Origin of the sequence: Photobacterium lipolyticum (assembly GCF_003026475.1) — a bacterium.
Taxonomy (GTDB): domain Bacteria; phylum Pseudomonadota; class Gammaproteobacteria; order Enterobacterales; family Vibrionaceae; genus Photobacterium; species Photobacterium lipolyticum.
The window spans coordinates 20,492-40,006 of sequence record NZ_PYMC01000026.1 but is presented as its reverse complement, the minus strand read 5'-3'; the positions used below and the strand labels follow the sequence as shown (position 1 = coordinate 40,006).

Sequence of the window (19,515 nt, the reverse complement as noted above, 5' to 3'; positions counted from 1 at the left end):
TCGCCAGGCGCCAAATAGCTTTATGCTGAATAGACACTGCGGAGTGGTAGTTCAGTTGGTTAGAATACCGGCCTGTCACGCCGGGGGTCGCGGGTTCGAGTCCCGTCCACTCCGCCACTAATAAGAAAGCCCAGTCGAAAGACTGGGCTTTTTTACGTTTGAATAAAAGCAAAAACCTCGTCATTCCCTACAGCGAGGCACGAGCGAAATAGGGAATTCACAGCCTCGGTCGAGCAACGCGCGATGGATCCCCGATAATCTCGTCCCTCGATTTCGAGGATGACGCGGTATGGCTTGTTTCCATTTTATTCCATGTACACCCTTTTAAGCTTTTGGCTTTCAATAGTTAAAAAGCTGCACAGCCTGCCAGCCTTCTTAAATTCAACACCTTAGGCGTCATTTAGCCATTGGTACATGGTAGGATAAAATCTTTGTCACCTTTTTTGTGTTCAAGGTTGAAATAGCTGTACATCTGCATCATCTATAAACCGTTTAGTGAATACCGCTTTAATATCCATTTAGTTACGCGCATATAGTAATATTGACCGCAGTGGATTAACTGAATTGCAGTTAGAAAGGATAGTGCGATGAGCGCAAATGTAAATGACAACACAAACATTGATAGTGATTTACTTACCGAGATTGCCATTGCTTATTATCAGGATGGTGCTACCCAGGAAGAAATATCGCAGAAATTTGGAATGTCTCGGGCCAAAGTTGGCCGTTTGCTTCGTCGTGCACGGGATGAGGGGGTGGTTGAAATTACGGTTAAATATCACCCGGTATTTAGTGAAAAGCTCGAACAACAGCTAATTGAACGATTTAACCTTAAGCGCGCTTTGATTGCACTCGATCAGCCGGATGAAGAAGCTCAGCGACAACAGGTGGCGAGTCTTGTTTCCAGTTATCTATCCACCATTTTGACTGACGATATGGTAGTGACTGTCGGTCAGGGAAGGAATATTGCGTCTATCGCTAGCCATGTTGGCGTGGTGCCTCACCGTAAATGTCGCTTTGTTTGTGGTATTGGTGGTACTCACCGCTCAGGTAATGCGATTAATGCTGATCACATCTGCCGTCAGTTAGCAAAAAAATACGATGGCATTAGTGAGACATTGTATGCCCCAGCCTATGTTGAAGACATAAAAGTCAAAGAATCATTTATGAAAAACGGTACCGTAAAGGAAACCCTGGATCGTGCTCGCCGTGCTGATGTGGCTTTAGTTGGTGTCGGTGATATGAACGAAAACAGCCACATGGTAAAACTGGGTTGGTTTACGCCTCAAGAAATTGTTGAAGCCCGAATTCGTAAAGGCGTTGTCGGTGATATTGCAGGTTATGACTTTTTCGATAGCCAGGGTCAGCAGGCTGACACCATGATGAGTGATCGAGTTATTGGCCTTAGTATGGAAGAGTTGCGTCATATTCCGACGGTGGTGGTTACCGCAGCAGAAAACAGTAAGGCGTTGGCGTTATTGGGTGCATTACGCTCTGGTATTGTGGATGTTCTTGCAACAAGTGTCAGTAATGCACTGACGATTCTCAATCTGGATCAGCAGATGAAGTAGTCAGATTTAATGAAAATTAGTCGTGGTGATTTCTCTCATGGAAAGTTTGAGCTAATAAAAAAGCGCCTTTTGGCGCTTTTTTAAATCACACTGACAATTAAGCCAGCCCCTGCAGGGTGACGAACTTTTCGAGCAGTTCGTCATCAGTTTCGATATGGGCAGGATCCGTAACAATGCAGTTGGTAATAGGGCAAACCGACTGACAAGTTGGCTTGTCATAGTGCCCTTTACACTCTGTACATTTATTCGGATCGATCTCGTAGATCTCGGCACCCATGGTGATCGCTTCGTTAGGACACTCAGGATCACACATGTCACAATTGATGCACTTTTCAGTAATGAGCAAGGCCATAACGATTATTTACCGTTTTCTGAACCGTGAGGGTTACGAGTATCTTGGCCAGTACCTAGATTACGCATTAGCAGGGCATAATCTAGGTCCATATCCGCAGGTACAGGAATAAAGACAAAGTGGCCGTTACCTTTCGCATCGTCGATGGTTTCAGACTTACGGTTTTCCATCATCTCAAGATTGAAGATAACGTTGCCCTGTGGGGTCATGACTTCAAGGCTATCGCCAACGATGAATTTGTTCTTCACTTCAACTTCAGCTAAGTCACCGCGGCGTTTACCGGTGAATTCACCGACAAATTGTTGAGTATCAGAAATTGAATAACCGTAATCGTAATTTTGGTATGCATCGTGAGTATGACGACGCAGGAAGCCTTCGGTGTAACCACGGTGTGCCAGGCTTTCAAGCGTACCCATCAGGCTCTCATCAAATGGCTTGCCAGCAACAGCATCATCAATCGCCTTACGGTAAACCTGAGCAGTACGCGCACAGTAGTAGAAAGACTTAGTACGGCCTTCAATTTTCAGTGAGTGCACACCCATCTTCGTTAGACGCTCAACATGCTGGATAGCACGAAGGTCTTTAGAGTTCATGATGTAAGTGCCGTGTTCGTCTTCAAACGCCGCCATTTTTTCTTCAGGGCGGTGGCTTTCGCTTAGCAGTACCACTTCATCGGTTGGCTTACCAAGACCCAGCGTATTGTCAGGACGTTCAGCTTCTTGCATTTGTACTGTTGATGCTTGTTGTACTTCAACAATTTGGCCTGCGTCGTTCTCAGTGGCTTTCTCTGTTTTATATTCCCAACGGCAAGCGTTAGTGCATGTGCCTTGGTTAGGGTCGCGCTTATTGATGTAACCAGAAAGCAGACAACGGCCGGAGTATGCCATGCACAGTGCACCGTGAACGAAAATTTCCAGTTCAGTGTCTGGGCAATGTTCGCGGATCTCTTCGATTTCTTCCAGTGATAATTCACGAGAAAGAATCACTCGTTCAACACCTTGAGTCGACCAGAACTTTACGGTTGCCCAGTTTACTGCGTTCGCTTGAACAGAGAGGTGAATGGCTACGTCAGGGAAGTTTTCGCGTACCATCATGATGAGACCCGGATCCGACATGATTAGTGCGTCAGGGCCCATTTCGACGATTGGCTTCAGATCGCGAATGAAGGTTTTCAGCTTTGAGTTATGCGGCTGAATGTTACATACCACGTATAATTTCTTGCCTTGGGCATGAGCTTCGTCGATACCGATCTTCAGGTTCTCATGGTTGAATTCGTTGTTACGAACTCGAAGGCTATAGCGAGGTTGGCCAGCATAGACGGCATCAGCGCCGTAGGCGAATGCGTAACGCATGTTTTTAAGGCTGCCAGCAGGGGATAACAATTCAGGTTTAAACATAGCTCATAATTCTCAGTGTCTGATTCCAAATCAGTGTCCAACTTCGTATTTGTTGAACGTAATCAAATGCTTACAGAAACAAATTAACGTTTATAGTCATTTATACTTTGCTTGCAATATTGGGTAGAGGATTCTACACCAAATTCATGAAGAAAAGTAATATCATGACTGCTGAATGTCAGTCATAATCCTAAGTTTGTATGTAGCAGTGTGCTTATTTGTGTATTTGGTACCTTAGAGAGCCACATATGATGCCGAAAATGCCCCTTTCCCTCAGAAGCGCTGAGAAGCCTTTACAGCAACTTTAGGCATATCGCATTTGAATGCATTACTGCTATTAATAAAAGGCCATAGCACGTGTTTGAGTGGCTTTAATGGAGGCATTCTATTTATTAGGTTATGATTAAATCTAATGATCGTAGATTATCTATCGGAATTGCATTAGTCATACACAATTGAAATGAAGTTGCATACTAATTCGAAGTATGCGACAGTATTCCTGTCGGAAGGTTTAACCATTTCAAGGTTTTACCCCCCAAAAAAATGAAATCTTACCGCACTAGCCCACTGCTGGTGTGGTGTTGCTGTATCTGTAGGGTACGGTAATTGTATTAGATAGGAGTTTAATCATTATATTTTAAGGAGGAATTATGTTGTATGGGATATACATTTACAGATAATCGCGCGTATAAGAATTACAATTTACACCAATCAAATAAAAACTATCCTTTTGTCGTTGAGTATCTAGACCGTACCATTGAAGTTTTGAATTCGGCGCTTGATCAATATAAACGTTGTACAGTGGTTCGTTTTGACCTTCGGTTTCCAAGTTATTTTGGTGACGTGGATGTGAAGGAATACAGAACTGCTTTTATTAAGAACTTAAAAAAGAAGTACTCAAAAAAATACGGTGGTTCTTTTAAGCATATTATTGCGATAGAAAAGAGTAAGGATCGAAAAGGGACTAATACAAGTAGTAAGCACTTTCATGTTGTTTTATTTCTAGATGCGAATAAGCACTATCATAATAGTCTTGGGCTATTGCCAACTCATGACAGAAACGGGAAGGGATTATGGAATGTCATTTACTCTTCTTGGCAAGCATCGATAAAAGATAACGCAGTAGGCTTGGTTCATATTTGTCGTAGTCATAGAATATCAAGAGAAGATACAGAAGCAACAAATGACTGTTTCACGCATATATCTTATCTTTGTAAAAAAAGGACTAAGTTTTTTGCAAAGAAAGGTGAACATATTGAGTACTTCACCAGATCTCATTGCTAATATCTAATCATTGTAAAAACCATTTACTTACCACTTAATTGATATGTACTTCCTCTCTTTGATGAGTAATAGGGAAGTGCATGTCTGATATTAGTGGTTTTAAAAGGTATACCTAAAACAAACCAAAAATAAGTGGTCAATATGATATAAAAATCATTTACTAAACCACTTATAATGAACTAAAGTTAAGAAACTACTTAAAAGAAACTAAAGGGACTTAATACTATGAGAATCTATCCGTACTTACGGGCAAGTACAAAAGAACAAGATGCTAATCGAGCTATAGATGCGATCCAAAAATTTGCAAATGAATATGACATTACTTTGTCACGGTCATTTGTTGAAAATGAATCTGGTGCAAGTTTGCAGCGTCCGAAACTGTTTGAATTATTAGACACTGCTGAAAGTGGCGATTGTATTCTTCTTGAACAGGTTGACCGATTAAGTCGACTAAGTGAAATCGATTGGCAGAAATTAAAAGGAATAATTTGTAGTAAAGGGATCAATATAGTTTCACTTGATATGCCGACAAGCTGGCAGTTAGTGATTCAAGATAACACTAACGAATTTACTAACAGTATTATGAAAGCAGTTAATGGCATGTTGCTTGATATGCTTGCAGCGGTGGCTAGAAAGGATTATGAAGATCGTAAGCGTAGACAAAAGGAAGGTATAGCAAAGGCTAAATCTAATGGTCAATTTAAAGGAAGGCCTATAGATCAGGCGCTGCATGATTCAATTAGCAAATTGTTAAAGGCTGGAAGTACCTACAGCGAGATCACTAAAACATTAAATTGTAGTCGTGCTACTGTTGCAAAAGTATCAAAAACACTTATAGAAATATAGGTTAACTATCACGCAAAGAGAAATACTTGTTAATTATAATTATCGACTCTATGCTATTATGAATATAAAGGCCACGTTATGTGGCCTTTGATCTGAATTATGTTATTTGGGGTCTAGGGTACTGATAAGATTTCGTACATCATTTTCAAATGATGGTAAATCTTTTTTATCGATTTTTAATATGTAATGAAAAGTTGGATCTGAGAACTCTTGTACGACGTACTTTGTCTTCAAAGCGTTTAATAATGCTTTCTGGTTATAAGCGTTAGTCTTTAATTCACCATCTTCATAATATGATAATGCAACGATGTGAGTTGAAGAAAACATAGTTCTTTCTAAAGGTGTTACCAACCAAGGGGATACAGATATTAATTCATCGTCTGTTACATATAGTTGAGGTGAACTGACATATAGTTCAGGATATTTTGATTGTATATTCTCTTTTATAGCTTCGAAATTTGCATAATAAGCGGAAATATCATAGTTACGTAATTTTCTTATTGGTTCAAGGTTTACCTTTTTAGGATTCAATAATTCAACATTAGTTATTGATTTTGTTGATATTTTTTTAGTGTATTCTGTCCAGCTTTTGTTTATCTGATTAAGCCAATCTTTATAGTTAGGAATTATAACTCCTCCCGGAGTGTAAATGGTTAATACTGGGTCATTTCCTAATATATCAACAAAAACTTCACCGGATAGACTTTTTTTTGTATTAGTTGATTCTATTCTCTTAGCTATCACACTATTTAAGTTAGGCAATAATTCTTCTTGTGCCACCCATTCTAGTGTTTCTTTATAGATATCTTTAAGTTTATCTTTTGGCAAGTTTGCTGCTGTAAGTTTAAAGTCTGTATAAAGATCTTGGCTATTATATATGTCATTATTATTGACGAACTGTAGATTGGTGTTTTCTTCAGATGCAGCTTCACTTGTTTCGGTTGTTTTACAGCCAACTAAAGAAAAGGCAACAATTAAACATCCCAAATATACTTTTTTCATTATTATCCTTAATTATAGGTTAAGTGATTTTTGTAGATTTGACGGATATTAAACCCTAATTAAGTTTTGATCTAATGTAGAATCTATATCCATAATAAATTGTATTAATATCATACAGATAATTGATGGTTTATGCCATAACAGTTATTGTTATTTTTAATAAAATGAGACATTATTCATATATTATCAGGAGAACAGAATAAAAAGCATATGATCTGTTTTATTTCTAACAGTATAAGAAAATTCGTTATGATAATGATGAAGCCGAAGGCGATTTTGGGAGCGAATGCGGGTGACGTCCCGCCTGCGACCCCCTGATCAATAGCCGAAGGCTGGCGAAGGGAAGGTGATACGTGAAACGTATCACCTATCATAAAAGTCTTTTTGTCTAAATCGTTTAATCGTTGCGTGGCTATAATGCTTTTCAAGCATTTCAACACTTGTACCACATTGCGAACAGATTCTTGCATATTCTTCGCCACTGATAATTTTTTGTGTGATATAGGTGTGTCTAAATGAATATAGTTTGTACCAACTAGCTAAGTTGTGATGCTTGCGGAATCTGGCAAATAAGTCATCGAATCTTGCTACTTTCCCTTTGGAGTCTTCAAATAGTCTTCTTTCACTTTTTATTGCTTCATCAATATTTTCAAAGCCATGCAGAATTCGAAGCGGTGTTAAGCAATATTCCCATATTTTAGATTGATTTCCGCTTGCGGATATTAAAATATCCCTACCACCTTTATTATAATTTTCAGTCTTTCCTTTGCTAATTCTTGCATACCAGTCCTTTCCCGTCTTTCCTGAGTTATTTTGAACTTCACTTCTTCGTAAATCACACCAACGAATATTAATAACTTCTTCACCAGTTCTTGCCCCTGTTTCCAAGAGAAAAATACAGTAATAGCTTAATATCTTGCGTCTTTCTTTTGAATTACTCCATTTGTGTAATAATTCAAATATTTCTTCTAATTGTTCCTTGCTAAAATCTTCACGTCTTTCAGCTTTTTTTATTTCAGCTCCTTTGAATTCAGGTTTAACTTTAATTAACCCATCTTCATGTGCAATAGTAAAAATCCTGCGTAATACGGTGTGTAAACTTGACACCATAGATTGTGTTCTAAGGCCAGCTCCTTCATGCCACTTGCGAATATCGGATGTTTTAATTTGATCTATAGGTAAATGTCCGAAAGTCGGTAACAAATGATTATGTATTATTGATATGTAATATGGATCATTAGAGTTATTTCGATTTTTATAAAACCCTTCTACTTGTTTGGCTACTTCTTTAAACTGCTTTCTGTTACCAAGTGGAATTCCTTCTTGCACCTTAAGTGTACAAGTTAATTTCAATTCAATGGCTTTTTCGGTTGCTTCATCTTCTGATGCTGTACGTGTCGATTGTCGGAAGTTGATGATACCTTCTGCTGGTAGGTGAATACGGGCATACCAGTTTTTAGATTTGGATTGTTTATAGATTGAAACACCATTACCAACCCGTTTCATTTGAGTTTTATTTTGTTGCACTTCTGCTGGTGGCTGATAATCGGTCTGAACTATATTAATAAGTTTTGTTAGGGTTGCTTCATCAAGTGATTCAAGCATTTTTGCAGCATCCATTTATACTTCCGTTTATAGTTTTGGATTCACTGTTATATATTGTTGATTTTTAAGTGCTTATATGTCAAGTGACCTGATTCCAAATCAGGCCGCAATCACCTAGTGATGCGGAAGGAGGCAGGATTTTACTGTGATCAGTACCTCAAAGGCAATTAAAACTGGCTTTAGATTCGGGTAGAGAGAGGCGAGTGGAGGTGGAGATTGTAGAAAATGGGAGGTACGAAGACTCGAAACTAGCCACTCGTACCTCGGCACGTTTAAAATTATTCTTTAACTTCCAGGCCGCCAAGTACTTCAAATACATTCGGCAGGAAGGCTGAGAATTCGCCACACATCAATGATAAATCGGCATCGATACGTGCTGCGATTTCTTCGCGGTCGATATCTTCATTCTGATCTTTTATTTCATCAGAGAACTTTAGGCGCTTGATGCCAAGATCCGCTTCAAGAACGAAGTCGATACGATCCTGCCAGTTCAGGGCCAGCTTGGTTACCAGTTTATCGGCTTCAATGTGAGCAAGGATTTCATCACAGCTTAGATCTTGCTGCTTACAGCGGATCACGCCGCCGTCTTCTAAGATGGCTTTAAGCTCAGCTTCTTCGCCAATAGTCATGCCAGCCGGAGAAGTATTCGAGCGAACCCATTCCGTCATGGTCAGTTCTGCAGGCTTTTCTGGCGTTACAGGTACAACTGGTAAAGAACCAATCGATTTACGCAATAGCGCCAATAAATCTTCAGCTTTTTTGTAGCTACCTGCATCGACGATGATGAAGCCTTCTTTCGGCATGATCAACGCATAGGTTTGCGAGTGACGACTGAAGGCACGCGGCAGTAAATCCATCACGATTTCATCTTTGATGGTGTCTTTTTCGCTCTTTTTCAGTTTACGGCCATGCTCCTGTTCCTGGATTTCCACTTTGGCATTAAGTGATTCCTTAATGACCGATGCTGGCAGCATTTTTTCTTCTTTTCGCACACAGACAAGGATATTGTCGCCCACTACATGTGTGAACATATCGCCATGTTTACCCAGCGCGTGTACCCAACCAAATTTTTGGATGTCTTGGCTGCCACACGGGGTAAATCGGAACTCTTCCAGTTGTTTTTCAATCTGATCTGGGTTGAGGTCAATTTCACGGGTAAAGCGATAGGTTAATACGTTTTTAAACCACATCATGGTAGTTACAAATCCTAGGGTTGTGCATTTAGCTGACAATCTTATTGTATTGCTCTGGATTTGTCGCAATTTTTCTGTCTCTGGTGATCTTCAATATTGTGGTTGGCGGGGTACAATTGAGAATGCTTTTTATATACAGCTAAACCACCTGGCGGGTGAAAGTATCGGTATCCAGTCCGCTGTCGAAGCGGTTGGTGGTAGTAGTAATCAGGAGACTATTTATAGGGTGAAATTTAAGTCTCTGAAATTATTTGAACTGTACTTAGCGCAAGAAGGTATCAGATGCATTGCGAATTGATGAATCCTTGAATAGGATTTAATCTCACAGGGTCACAAAAGTGTCATAATTAACAAACATAATGGCCCACGAAGACAGCAACTACTTAGGTAAATATAGCTATGGGAAGACGGATTCTTGTTGTAGAAGATGAAGCACCAATTCGCGAGATGTTGTGTTTTGTACTAGAGCAGAAAGGCTATCAGCCAATTGAAGCTGAAGATTATGACAGTGCACTGGATAAGATTTGCGAGCCTTATCCTGAGTTAATCCTGATGGACTGGATGTTGCCGGGAGGCTCAGGGATCAACCTGATTAAACACCTGAAGCGTGATGAGATGACTCGTCAGATCCCGGTGGTCATGTTGACGGCTCGTGGTGAAGAAGAAGATAAGGTCCGAGGGCTTGAAGTCGGTGCCGATGACTACATTACCAAACCGTTTTCACCCAAAGAGTTGATGGCGCGTCTTAAAGCGGTAATGCGCCGCTCTTCTCCAACGTCCTTGGATGACGTGATTGATGTTCAGGGTTTAAAACTGGATCCTGTTTCCCACCGCGTTACGTCCAATGATGAGCCTCTGGATATGGGGCCAACCGAATTCAAAATGCTGCACTTCTTTATGACTCACCAGGAACGAGTTTATAGCCGGGAACAGCTACTGAACAATGTGTGGGGGACCAACGTGTATGTTGAAGATCGTACAGTCGACGTTCATATTCGCCGCTTGAGGAAAGCGCTGGAAGAGGGCGGATATGATAAGATGGTGCAAACCGTTCGCGGTGCGGGTTATCGATTCTCGACACGTATGTAACTGAGATACTACGAGCGTTTACGTTATCATGGAGTTGTGAATGGTCGAACGGCTGTCGTGGAAAAAGCTGGTTTGGGAACTGACCCTGTTTTACTTGCCCTGGGTAATTCTCGGGCAGATTTTCGGCTATTTGCCGTGGTTCTTACTGGTTGCGACCTGGATCCAGCTGATCTGGCATTTTCATAATCAATTAAAAATGTCTGACTGGTTATGGAAAGAGCGTAGTCTGACCCCCCCCTCCGGCTCTGGTAGCTGGGAGCCGCTATTCAATGGCATGTACCGTTTGCAACAACGAAACCGACGTCGCCGCAAAGAACTAGCCACACTCATTCGCCGCTTCCGTAATGGTGCCGAATCCCTGCCTGATGCGGTGGTGGTCTTTCGCAGTGAAGGGAATATTGTCTGGTGTAATAAGCTGGCTCAACACCTGCTCGGTTTTCGCTGGCCTGATGATGCGGGTCAGCCGATCAGCAACTTACTCCGCAGCCCTGATTTTGTTCGCTATCTTGCGAAACAGGAATTTGAGTCTCCGCTCGAAGTCACCTCGCCGCTAAATTACGACCGCACTCTGGAATTGCGAATTATGCGCTACACCGAAGGTGAGTACCTGATGGTCGTGCGTGATGTGTCGCAGCTGAAGCAGCTGGAAGGCATGCGGAGTAACTTTTTTGCTAATGTCTCCCATGAACTGCGGACGCCGATGACGGTGTTGCAAGGTTATCTGGAAATGTCGAAAGATCCTGAGATGCTGGTGGGGCCGATGTGGGACAAAGCGCATGGGGTTATGACCGAACAGCTGGTACGGATGAATTCCCTGGTCGCACAGTTGCTGACGTTATCAAAAATTGAAGCCGCACCGAATATTGAGCTCGAAGAAACGATCAATGTGCCTGCAATGCTGGATATTTTAGAGAAAGAAGCCATTTCGCTCAGTGGCGAAAAGAACCAGCAGTTTACTTTTGATGTCGATAAGTCGTTGCATGTATTAGGTGATGCCGAACAACTACGCAGTGCGGTTTCTAATTTGGTATACAATGCTGTGAAGCATACTCCCGATAATGCCGCCATTTCGGTTCGCTGGTATTTGACGGCCGCCGGGCCGCGGCTGGAAGTGACCGACAGTGGTGACGGCATTGCACCGCAACATATCCATCGCCTGACGGAGCGTTTCTATCGGGTCGACAAAGCGCGTTCCCGAGAGACCGGGGGCAGTGGCTTAGGTCTGGCGATTGTGAAACATGCGTTAAGCCACCATGACTCGCAACTTGAAATTGAAAGTGTGTTAGGCGAAGGCAGTACTTTCTCGTTCACCTTGCCGCGGCGGCTGGTGAAGAAAGCTGCGTAGTGTGCTCCGTAAGAAGGGCGGAACATAGTGGCGGCCAATGACGGTCGCTTTTGTCGTTGCGTACAACAATTACGAAAAGGATAAAGTCTGTTCTATGACCATGATGTTCCGCACCTCAGAGGGGATGATTCGTATTGTCTTGTTATCGCTGGCCTTGCTTTTCGGCCGTTCAGCCTGGGCTGTAGAGGCTGAATTACCGGAATATCAAAGGGTGAGCGGCATTGTCGGCAACCTTTCTTCGGTAGGCTCAGATACGCTGGCGAATCTGATGACTTACTGGGGGGAAGAGTTTAAACGCCTGTATCCGAATGTGAACATTCAAATTCAGACAGCGGGATCATCCACCGCGCCGACGGCTTTGACTGAAGCAACGGCTCAGCTGGGTCCGATGAGCCGACAGATGAAGTCGAAAGAAATTCAGGCTTTTGAACTTGAATATGGTTATAAACCGACAGCCATTCGCGTCGCAATTGATGCGCTGGCGGTATTTGTCCATGAAGATAACCCATTGCAGGGGATGAATTTCGAACAGCTCGATGCAATTTATTCACGAACGTTAAGATGCGGAGGTACGCAGCCGATCACTCGCTGGGGGGCATTAGGCCTGACGGGGAAATGGGCTGTGCGTGATATCCAGTTGTTTGGTCGTAACTCGGTATCTGGCACCTATGGTTATTTTAAGAAGCGCGCTTTATGCCAGGGCGATTTTCGCAATAATGTGAATGAGCAACCGGGCTCAGCATCGGTGGTTCAGTCGGTATCGACCTCATTAAACTCAATAGGTTATTCCGGCATCGGGTATAAAACTACGGGAATACGCGCTATTCCGATTGCCCGAAAAGGGACTGATTATATTGATGCCACCATCGAGAATTCGATTAACGGTCGCTATCCGCTGGCGCGTTATCTCTATATTTATGTCAATAAGCACCCGAACAAACCTTTGGCTCCTATGCAGGCAGAGTTCATTAAATTCATCCTGTCTCGTCATGGCCAGCACATTGTCGATAAAGATGGTTATATCCCTTTACCCGCTGCAGTCGTGGAAGTGAATTTAGCGCGATTAGGGCTATAGCATGTGTTGGATTAATAGCAAATTACGAACTAATAACTAATTACGAACTAATAGCTAGTTCCCATCCTGCTTTTGCCCAATACTCTTGTTCTTGCCGTAAGTCAGCAGCCAACAGCTTGTTATTTTCTTGCCAGCCCGCCGGCAGGGTTAATTCCCATGATTCTTTGTCTGCTTTGACATGTATCTTCGGAAGCGGCTCATCGGTTCTCTGGCCATTTAACGCAACAGCCAGTCGCAGAGTACGGATCAATGGGTATAGGTGTTTACGCTTATAAATGCTGAGTTCCGGCATTTCTTCCAGCTTCAGTGCCTTGCGCTGAAAGCGGACTAGGGTTGCTAGTACCGTCTGTTGTTCCAAATTAAAACCTGGCATGGTGCTGTATCGCAGTAAGTACGAAGAGTGACGATGAAAGCCGGGGTAACTTATGCTTAGTCCGACTTCATGTAACAATGCCCCCCAACCGAGCAAGGTTGAGAGCTCAGATTTAGCCGGCCCGGGTTGTGGTTCGACTTGAGCATAAAGATCTTCAGCACACTCTTTGACTCGGGTCGCCTGATCAATATCGACATGGTACTGGCTTGCCATTGCGCTCGCGGTGCGGGTTCGGATATCGCTGTGGCGGAACCGGTCTTCCATCTCATATAACAGGCCTTCACGCAAAGCACCGTCAGAATAAATCATCTCTTCAATTTTCAGTGATTGGAATACGGCCGCTAATATGGCAAGGCCGGCGGCAAATACCGGTTTTCGATCATCACTTAGCCCGGGTAAATCCAGTTCATCATTATTTTTAAACGATAGCACCTGTTCAACCAGCTGATTGAGTCGTTTATTGGTGATCACCCCGTCGTTGTATCCTTTGGCAATCAACACTTCGCGAATAGCCTTAATGGTCCCTGATGATCCAATCGCCTTATCCCAGGCTTGTTTATGGTATTGACTGGCAATACTTTCCATTTTTTGCTGAGCCGCCAGTTGGGCTGCAGCCATATTTTCACCGCTGATTTTCCCTTCTGCAAAGTAGTGCTGGTTGTAGCTCACGCATCCCATGTGTTTGCTATAGAGCAGCCTGGTATCAAAGTTTTCGCCAACAACGAGTTCGGTACTGCCCCCACCGATATCAACCACCAGCTTACGACCGCTTTCCGGCTGAGTGTGGGCGACCCCTAAATAGATCAGGCGGGCTTCTTCGGTACCCGGAATGATCTCAATGGGGTAGGGCATGATGCTTTCAGCTCGCTTTAAAAACAGATGGGCATTCCTGGCCTGGCGTAAGGTATAAGTGGCAGCGATACGAACATTTTCCGGTTCAAACCCTTGCAGGCGTTCCGCAAACATTGCCAGACAAGTCAAACCGCGTCGAATGGCGGCTAGATCGAGGTTTTGCTGTTCATCCAGCCCAGAGGCCAGATGAACACGTTGCTTATGTCGGCTGATGATTTGCAGGCTTTGCCCGACAACTCTGGCGACGACCATATGGAAACTATTCGAGCCCAAGTCGATAGCGGCTATTTCTCGAGGGCGCTGGCAGTGATCAGGTATCATTATTATTCATCGCTTTTTCGGCCTGTTTTTTCAGTTGTTTTTCGCTTTGCTTGAGGTAATCGTAAATGGCTATCTGCGACCGTATTTTCCGTCGGTTGCCTCGCGGTACGTATTGGTTGCTCATCGCTTTGTCGAGTACTCGTGCTTTCACGGTGTCGGTAAGCTGGATATTCAGAATATCGATTGTTTTTTTCTTCAGGGCTGGGTCACGGATCAGGCAACCGACCTCGATGCGATTATCGATATTACGGGTCATCCAGTCGGCGGAAGAGATCATGACATCCGGATCGCCATTGTTTTCAAAAACCGCGACCCGAGGATGTTCAAGGAAGCGGTCAATAATGCTGATTGCTGAGATATTGTCACTGATCCCTTTGATTCCGGGGATCAACGCGCACATACCACGTATAATTAGCCTGATTTTTACGCCATGACTGCTGGCTTGATAGAGCATGTTAATCAAGTCTTTATCGACCAGATTATTTACCTTAAGTGTAATACCTGATGAGAGATTCTGCCGAGCATGAGCAATTTCACGATCGATCAAATCGTACAGGCGTGAGCGAGCATTGAGTGGCGATACGATCAGGTGCTCAAATTGTACCGGGCGATACGGGTTTTCAATGTAGCCGAACACTTGCCGGACTTCATTGGCAAGTTCCTGATCACAGGTCATTAATGAGAAATCGGTATAGATCCGGGCAGTTTTTTCATTGAAGTTACCAGTACCGATATGTGCGTACCTAACCAGTTTGTCGTCCTCCCGGCGGGTGATCAGACATAGCTTAGAGTGAATTTTTAACCCCGGAACGCCAAATACCACATGAACCCCGGCTTCAGTTAGGCGGCGAGAACATTCAATATTGGCCTCCTCATCAAATCGTGCCTGCAGCTCGACCACTACGGTGACCTGTTTGCCATTGTTGGCGGCATCAATCATTGAATCAATGATCCGGGAGTGTTTGGCGACTCGGTAAATACTAATCTTTATGCTGTGTACCTTGGGATCATAAGACGCCTGACGCACCAGCTCGGTGACATGATTGAAGGTGTGATAGGGATAGTAGAGAAGAATATCTTGCGCTTTGATGGCATCAAAGGCATTGCGCGCACGGGTAAACTGATAGCTCTGAAGCGGTGGCAAAGATGGGTATTCCAGGTATTTTCGTCCGACATTAGGAAAGTCGATGAAGTCTTTAAAGTTATGGTAACGGCCTCCGGGAATGATACTGTCATAGCTGGAGACTTTTAGCAGGCTGCACAGTACATCAATCATATTCCCCGGCATCTCACGCTGATAGACAAAGCGGACCGGCATCGCGGTCACGCGCTGGTTCAGGCCTTCCGACATCTGCTCAAGCAGGCTGTGTTCCACCTCCTGGCTTAAGTCATATTCCGCATCACGGGTCATCTTCATTGAATAGGCTTCAAGTCTGTCATATTCAAAGAAGCCACTGAAGATATCGTCGATGCAGAAACGGATGATATTATCTAGCAGAATTAAAGTGTTACGACGCCTGCCCTTTGGCTCGGGAAGCTGAATAAAACGAGGTAGCTGATCGGTCGGAATTTCAATTAACGCGTAACGCTTGTTCTCTCCTTGTTGGATTTCAATCGCCAGGTACGAGTATTCATCCTTTAGAAATTGCAACAGGTTGATCTTATCGGTGAGCAGGATCGGAGTGACATGAGGCAAAATCGTATTGCGGAAATATTGGCGTAGCCAGTTTTGCTGATATTCTTCAAGCTGAAGCTCATTGACCAGAAAGATATGGCGTCTTGCCATTTCCAGCAGAATTTCATTATATAACGCATCAAAATCCTGATTCATTTTAAGTACCCGGCTCTGGATCTTGCTGAGCAGGTACTTGGCGTTTTCATCTCCCCCCTGTACCTGACTGATCAGAATACGGCGCTTGATATCAGCAAATCTGACTTTATAAAATTCATCGGTGTTGCTGGAAAAGATCCCTAAAAAACGGACGCGCTCTATCAGAGGTACAGACTTGTCGGCCGCCTCTTGAAGAACACGTTCATTAAATGAAAGCCAACTGAGCTCTTTCTCAAGATAAAGGGGTTCCGTACTCATTTTCTTGTTTCACAACTTATGCTGGTACACCGTCATCAATATCGATCGTTAGATCGTCAGCCAGTTTTTCAAGCTCTTGCTGGACAAAACCGAGTTCAAGGTTTGCCGGCATTTCTAATAGGAAATGAGCCTTAAAAATAGGGTAGCCCCAGTTAGGTGCGCTTTGGGTGTCGGTTTTTAGTTTATGGATGTTGATACCCAGTTGATTGAGCAGAGTTGTTACCTCTTTGACAATGCCGGGGCGATCATTAACGGTGACGGTGAGCTGATGCAGCGTCAGCGATGGCAATGTTTGGCTTTGATCTTCTACAATGTGGAGCTGGAGCTCATCAATTTGAGATAACGCTTTGCTTAACTCCGGTATGTGTTTGGTGGCAACTTCGATTTGCAGGATACCGGCAAATTGACCCGCCAGTTTACTTAGACTGCTACTGAGCCAGTTACCATTATTCTGGTAGACCGTATCTGAAAGCTGTTCAACTAAGCCTGGACGATCCTTACCAATAACAGTGATGATGAGGTGCTTCATAACGAATTTCCTTTTCCGCGGTAGGCAAATGTTTAGACAAAACACTAATTCATTATCAGAGCATGTTTTCATTCTGTCCAGATCCACTGAGAATCCTGTGATTTAAATCAGCCTGAGGTCATAAAGGGTTAAGAATAATGATATTTTATTGTCACTTTATGTCATTCTAATTGGCGGCTAACAAGTGGACTATAATTGTCACAAAAATGTCATTAAAAAGACATAATATACCCAAGCCAACTAAAGACTCCGAATTCTCGTATCTTGAGCAGGCTTAGGTATATCAGTAAACATGAAAAAGGTTTGAGGTAATAATGGCAGACGCCAGCGCATTTTTGATGGGAGAAAGCCGTAGTCGACGTTTAAAAGACCGGTTTGCGCGTTATGGAGTGACTGCTGGTGGCATTTTAGTACTTCTTACCTTAGTGTTGATTTTTTTCTATTTGCTGTATGTTACTGTACCTATCTTCTCGTCGGTGACCGTAAAGCAGCAGCAGACTTTTACCCTTCCTTTCTCTGATACCGCCGCAGCAACGGGTATCGATGAGCATAATGATCTGGCTTATCGGCTGTCACAGCAGGGGGAGTTGAGCTTTGTTCGGCTGATGCCACAAGACCAAGCTGGCGAGATCGTTAGCCAACATACCGTCACTGAACAACCCACGAGCTTCGCGAAGAGTTTACCGCGTGATGCTGTATTTGCGTATGGTAACCCGGATGGACGAGTCACTATTGTAAAGCCCGTATTTCGGGTGACATTTCCAAACAACCAAAGAGTCACGACGCCTGAGATTGACTACCCGCTAGGACAACCATCTTTTGTACTGGATCCACAGGGGCAGGCTATTACGCAACTGGCCATATCGGTACGAACAGACAACGCGCTTGTGGTCGGTAAAACGGCTGATCACCGTCTTGTCGCGCTGACATTTGCCGGACAAGATAACCTGTTAACCCGCCAGCTGGAATGGCAGAGCAATTTATTTGAAATTAGTGATATTCCGAACAAGGTTACCGATCTGGCGGTCACGCCTGATGGGCGTACCTTGTATCTGCTGAGTGGCAATTATCTCTATGTGATGGCAATTAACGGTTCGGGCTCCCAAACTCGAGAGGTCGTTGATGTCAGTGATGGTCAGGGCAAGCCTTTAAAAATTGATTTGTTGTCAGGCGCTAACTCATTATTGATCACCACTAGTGGCAATACGGTATCACAATGGTTTGAAATACTGGCTAAGGGCAAACGATCGCTGGTAAAAGCACGGGACTTTTCTTTATCAGATAGTGCGTTAGTGCAGTTGGTGCCGGAATATTACCGTAAAGGCTTTTTTGCTATTCAGCAGAATGGGATGTTATCGGCGTACTACACCGCGGATAAGGCCGCTTTGTATCAAGAGACGTTGTTTACCGCTGCACCGGATACGGTGGCTATTTCCCCCCGGGCTGATCGCCTGTTGGTGTTAACCGCGGATGAATGGCATCTTTATGCGGTTAACAATACCCATCCGGAAATTGGTTTCTCATCGTTATGGCAGGAAGTTTGGTACGAAGGGTACCCCGAACCGGATTATGTCTGGCAATCCACTTCAGCCAGTGATGAATTTGAACCTAAGCTTAGCTTAGTCCCGATTATATTCGGTACCTTAAAAGCTGCGATGTATGCAATGTTCTTTGCTATCCCGCTGGCATTGGCCGGCGCAATTTATACCGCCTATTTTATGTCATCAGCAATGCGAAGTGTGATTAAGCCGACGGTGGAGATCATGGAAGCGCTGCCTACCGTGATTTTAGGCTTTCTGGCTGGTTTGTGGCTGGCACCGATTGTTGAAGATTTCTTACCGGGGATCGTCATGAGCCTGGTCATGCTGCCGCTGATGATTCTGCTGGTGGGGTGGAGCTGGTCTGTGCTGCCGGGGCAATGGCGTCATAAATTACCCAATGGCCTGCATATTGCGATTTTGACGCCGATGATAGTGTTGTTGGGATATGCCTGCTTTACGGCGAGTCCGTATGTTGAACAGTGGTTGTTTGACGGTGATGTCCGTATTTTTCTCACCAATGAATGGGGAATTGGCTACGATCAGCGCAATGCCCTAGTCGTTGGTATCGCAATGGGGTTTGCGGTGATCCCGACTATTTTTTCCATTGCCGAAGATGCGATTTTCTCGGTGCCTAGCCATCTGACCAGTGGCTCGCTGGCATTAGGGGCGACGCACTGGCAGACCTTAACCAAGGTCGTGTTATTAACGGCCAGCCCGGGGATTTTCTCGGCTATTATGATGGGACTAGGACGGGCTGTTGGTGAGACGATGATCGTGCTGATGGCGACAGGCAATACCCCGATTATGGACTGGAATGTGCTGCAAGGGTTACGGACCTTGTCGGCGACGATTGCGATTGAAATGCCGGAGTCTGAGGTGGGCAGCTCTCACTATCGGGTACTATTCCTGGCGGCTTTTGTGTTATTTATTGCTACCTTTGTTTTTAACACCATTGCCGAGCTGGTTCGCCAGCGGCTGCGTGAAAAATACAGTTCGTTATAATGTCGCTGTTCACCTGGCTGAGCAGTTAGTGGAATATGTGCAATGACGACGA

The 19,515-nt window shown here is 43.9% G+C and carries 15 protein-coding genes and 1 tRNA gene; 8 read left to right on the top strand and 8 right to left on the bottom strand.

Features of this window, described 5'->3' with window-relative positions; translation table 11 throughout:
- Positions 1–40 precede the first annotated feature (40 nt).
- Both C9I89_RS21390 and C9I89_RS21385 read left to right on the top strand, forming a co-directional pair.
- Positions 41–117, top strand: a tRNA-Asp gene (locus C9I89_RS21390).
- A 470-nt stretch (positions 118–587) separates the two neighbouring features.
- Complete coding sequence (locus tag C9I89_RS21385; protein WP_107285355.1) at positions 588–1,568, top strand: sugar-binding transcriptional regulator; 981 nt, start codon at positions 588–590, stop codon at positions 1,566–1,568.
- A gap of 97 nt (positions 1,569–1,665) precedes the next feature.
- On the opposite strand, the gene C9I89_RS21380 is transcribed toward C9I89_RS21385, so the two are convergent.
- The gene (locus C9I89_RS21380) at positions 1,666–1,920 is read right to left on the bottom strand and encodes a YfhL family 4Fe-4S dicluster ferredoxin (protein WP_107285354.1); all 255 of its coding nucleotides are present in this window, start codon (positions 1,918–1,920) and stop codon (positions 1,666–1,668) included.
- A gap of 5 nt (positions 1,921–1,925) precedes the next feature.
- Positions 1,926–3,317 carry a prephenate-dependent tRNA uridine(34) hydroxylase TrhP gene (trhP, locus tag C9I89_RS21375; RefSeq protein WP_107285353.1) on the bottom strand — a complete coding sequence of 464 codons (1,392 nt, stop codon included), beginning with the start codon at positions 3,315–3,317 and terminating at the stop codon, positions 1,926–1,928.
- A 657-nt stretch (positions 3,318–3,974) separates the two neighbouring features.
- Between trhP and C9I89_RS21370 the strand changes: the two genes are divergently transcribed.
- Complete coding sequence (locus C9I89_RS21370; protein WP_107285352.1) at positions 3,975–4,601, top strand: YagK/YfjJ domain-containing protein; 627 nt, start codon at positions 3,975–3,977, stop codon at positions 4,599–4,601.
- A gap of 225 nt (positions 4,602–4,826) precedes the next feature.
- On the top strand, positions 4,827–5,447 hold the full coding sequence (locus C9I89_RS21365) for a recombinase family protein (RefSeq protein WP_107285351.1): 621 nt from the start codon (positions 4,827–4,829) through the stop codon (positions 5,445–5,447).
- A gap of 102 nt (positions 5,448–5,549) precedes the next feature.
- Here the strand turns inward: C9I89_RS21365 and C9I89_RS21360 are convergent, their stop codons facing one another.
- The 3 genes from C9I89_RS21360 to rdgC all read right to left on the bottom strand — a co-directional run bounded on the left by C9I89_RS21360 (position 5,550) and on the right by rdgC (position 9,244).
- Positions 5,550–6,449 carry a hypothetical protein gene (locus C9I89_RS21360; RefSeq protein WP_107285350.1) on the bottom strand — a complete coding sequence of 300 codons (900 nt, stop codon included), beginning with the start codon at positions 6,447–6,449 and terminating at the stop codon, positions 5,550–5,552.
- Between the two features lie 363 nt (positions 6,450–6,812).
- Positions 6,813–8,069, bottom strand: a complete 1,257-nt coding sequence (locus C9I89_RS21355) for a tyrosine-type recombinase/integrase (protein ID WP_107285349.1) — start codon at positions 8,067–8,069, stop codon at positions 6,813–6,815.
- 263 nt (positions 8,070–8,332) lie between these two features.
- Positions 8,333–9,244, bottom strand: coding sequence for a recombination-associated protein RdgC (gene rdgC, locus C9I89_RS21350; protein ID WP_211315290.1), 912 nt, complete (start codon positions 9,242–9,244; stop codon positions 8,333–8,335).
- 402 nt (positions 9,245–9,646) lie between these two features.
- On the opposite strand from rdgC, the gene phoB reads away from it, so the two are divergent.
- From phoB to C9I89_RS21330, 3 genes are all read left to right on the top strand, one after another.
- Complete coding sequence (gene phoB / locus C9I89_RS21340) at positions 9,647–10,336, top strand: phosphate regulon transcriptional regulator PhoB (protein ID WP_107285346.1); 690 nt, start codon at positions 9,647–9,649, stop codon at positions 10,334–10,336.
- Between the two features lie 40 nt (positions 10,337–10,376).
- On the top strand, positions 10,377–11,681 hold the full coding sequence (gene phoR, locus C9I89_RS21335) for a phosphate regulon sensor histidine kinase PhoR (protein ID WP_107285345.1): 1,305 nt from the start codon (positions 10,377–10,379) through the stop codon (positions 11,679–11,681).
- Positions 11,682–11,805: 124 nt separating this feature from the next.
- The gene (locus C9I89_RS21330) at positions 11,806–12,756 is read left to right on the top strand and encodes a PstS family phosphate ABC transporter substrate-binding protein (RefSeq protein ID WP_107285356.1); all 951 of its coding nucleotides are present in this window, start codon (positions 11,806–11,808) and stop codon (positions 12,754–12,756) included.
- A gap of 40 nt (positions 12,757–12,796) precedes the next feature.
- Here the strand turns inward: C9I89_RS21330 and ppx are convergent, their stop codons facing one another.
- From ppx to C9I89_RS21315, 3 genes are read right to left on the bottom strand one after another with little or no spacing between them, the layout of a single operon-like run.
- Positions 12,797–14,302, bottom strand: coding sequence for an exopolyphosphatase (ppx, locus tag C9I89_RS21325; protein WP_107285344.1), 1,506 nt, complete (start codon positions 14,300–14,302; stop codon positions 12,797–12,799).
- Positions 14,292–16,391, bottom strand: coding sequence for a polyphosphate kinase 1 (gene ppk1 / locus C9I89_RS21320; RefSeq protein WP_107285343.1), 2,100 nt, complete (start codon positions 16,389–16,391; stop codon positions 14,292–14,294). The genes ppx and ppk1 overlap by 11 nt, the downstream gene beginning before the upstream one ends.
- A 16-nt stretch (positions 16,392–16,407) precedes the next feature.
- Positions 16,408–16,920 (bottom strand): glycine cleavage system transcriptional repressor, encoded by a 513-nt coding sequence (locus C9I89_RS21315; protein ID WP_107285342.1) that lies wholly within the window; start codon positions 16,918–16,920, stop codon positions 16,408–16,410.
- Positions 16,921–17,234: 314 nt separating this feature from the next.
- Here C9I89_RS21315 and C9I89_RS21310 point away from each other — a divergent pair, with 314 nt between their 5' ends.
- Positions 17,235–19,463: an ABC transporter permease subunit gene (locus C9I89_RS21310; RefSeq protein WP_107285341.1), complete on the top strand. Its 2,229-nt coding sequence runs from the start codon at positions 17,235–17,237 to the stop codon at positions 19,461–19,463.
- The last annotated feature ends 52 nt before the right edge of the window (positions 19,464–19,515 follow it).